1 protein-coding gene is annotated in these 1114 nt (G+C 67.7%); it reads left to right on the top strand.

Translation table 11 applies throughout. From position 1 onward, the window contains the following. The first annotated feature begins 96 nt into the window (after positions 1-96). Positions 97-1098, top strand: coding sequence for an IS630 family transposase (locus Q0994_RS33850; RefSeq protein ID WP_299542565.1), 1002 nt, complete (start codon positions 97-99; stop codon positions 1096-1098). The last annotated feature ends 16 nt before the right edge of the window (positions 1099-1114 follow it).

The following is a 1114-nucleotide window of genomic DNA, read 5'->3' as shown; positions in this document are numbered from 1 at the left end:
TATTGATCCGAAACGCTTTGGGTGCAGGCTCGTTGATGGTGTGTGAGTGATCTGGTGGGGGATGCGCGGACTTGGTCGCCGGACGCGCAGGAGGCTGTGCGGTTGCTGGCGGTGTCGGCGCTGGTGGAGGGCCGGGACCGGGTGGAGGTTGCCGCACTGTTCAGAGTGTCGGTCAGGGCCGTGGACAACTGGTGGGCGAGGTGGCGGGCCGGCGGCCGGGACGCGCTGCTGTCCCGGCCGCGGGGCCGGCGCGCGGGTGAGCATCAGGTTCTGTCCGAGGCCGAGCAGGCCGCCGTGCGGCAGGCTGTTCTCGACCACACGCCGTCCGGCCTGGGGCTGTCGGGCCAGCTGTGGACGCGGGGGCAGATAGGCCGGCTGATCTTCAAGCTGTACGGAGTCCGCTTCACCGATCCCGGGGTCGGCAAGTACCTCAAGCGCTGGGGACTGACCTTCCAGCGGCCCGACAAGCGGGCCGTCGAGCAGGATCCGAAAGCGGTCCGGACGTGGCACGAGGAGACCTGGCCAACGATCCGGGCCCGGGCGAAGGCTGATGACGGTGAGATCCTGTTCGCCGACCAGGTCGGGATCCGGTCGGATCAGGTCACCGGCCGCACCTGGGGCATGAAGGGGAAGACACCGGTGGTTCGCCGCACCGGGAACCGGTTCTCCGTGAACGCGATGTCCGCGATCAGCACGAAGGGCCGGATGCACTTCATGGTGTTCACCGAGTCGTTCGACGCGACGGTCATGTGCCGCTTCCTTGCCCGCGTCGTCGGTCACTTCGACCGGAAGGTCCACCTGATCGTGGACCGGCACTCGGCCCACCGCTCGAAGACCGTCCGGGCCTGGCTCGCCGACCACCAGGACGAGATCGAACTGCACTTCCTGCCCTCGTACTCACCCGAGCTCAACCCGGACGAGCTCGTCAACGCCGACCTCAAACGCAGCCTGCCGCACACCCACCGGGCACGGAACCGGGCCGAACTCGCCGCCGAGACCCGCAGGTTCTTCCACCGCCGACAGCGCCAACCCCACATCATCACCGGCTACTTCCAAGCCCCGCACGTCCGCTACACCCTCGACGAGGGAACCCCATGAGTTTCTGATCAATAGC

Origin of the sequence: uncultured Streptomyces sp. (assembly GCF_947488945.1) — a bacterium.
Taxonomy (GTDB): Bacteria; Actinomycetota; Actinomycetes; order Streptomycetales; family Streptomycetaceae; genus Streptomyces.
Note: the sequence above shows the minus strand (reverse complement) of the source record. Positions and strands in the feature narration are given on the sequence as shown.